Origin of the sequence: Xanthomonas bonasiae (assembly GCF_014836395.1) — a bacterium.
Taxonomy (GTDB): Bacteria; Pseudomonadota; Gammaproteobacteria; order Xanthomonadales; family Xanthomonadaceae; genus Xanthomonas_A; species Xanthomonas_A bonasiae.
Genome location: NZ_JACSQX010000002.1, coordinates 534,604 through 535,242 on the forward strand (window position 1 = coordinate 534,604; position 639 = coordinate 535,242).

Annotated in this window: 1 protein-coding gene; it reads left to right on the forward strand. The window is 67.6% G+C overall.

The annotated features are described in order from the left end of the window. Positions 1-98 precede the first annotated feature (98 nt). Complete coding sequence (locus H9658_RS05045) at positions 99-437, forward strand: hypothetical protein (RefSeq protein WP_179567200.1); 339 nt, start codon at positions 99-101, stop codon at positions 435-437. Positions 438-639: the final 202 nt, after the last annotated feature.

Below are 639 nucleotides of genomic sequence, written 5' to 3' on the forward strand. Positions count from 1 at the left end.
CGGCCCCCCCCCCCGCTCCTGCAACGTCTCCGGCGTAGACAACCCACTCACGACGCCGCCTGCTAGGCTGCGCCGCACCGCTCCACAGAGGAACCGCCATGGCCGTGACCTATTCGATCAGCCTGCCCGACCCCGCCCGCGCGCGCGGCAGCGAACCCACGCTCAGCTTCAGCGCCAACGGCGCCGACGCCTTCGCCGAACAGTTGCAGCAGGCCTTGAGCAGCCCCGCCTGGTTCGAGCGCTGGCGCGCACTGCAGCCGGAGCCGGACGACGTGGATCCGTCGCTGGGCGTCGTCGATCCGGCCGCCACGGTCAGCGGCAAGCAGGACGACCTGCGCATCGACCTGGTCGCCACCACCAGCATCCCCGGCGATATCCTCAAGCAACGCATGCGCCTGCTCGCCGGCAGCGGCTGGGAATTGCGCAACGTACGTTAAGCGCATCGTCCGCGCATCCGTGCCGGCGATACGGACCGGCCGGAACAGGTGCGCAGGTGCGAATGACCTCTGTGGGAGCGACTTCAGTCGCGACAGGCCGTACCGGCAAGGCCTGTCGCGACTGAAGGGCACCTCTAAAAACCTGCCTGCTTTGGCATCATATGGTCTGAGAAGACAGCCGAGGCCTTGCGATGATCAGCTT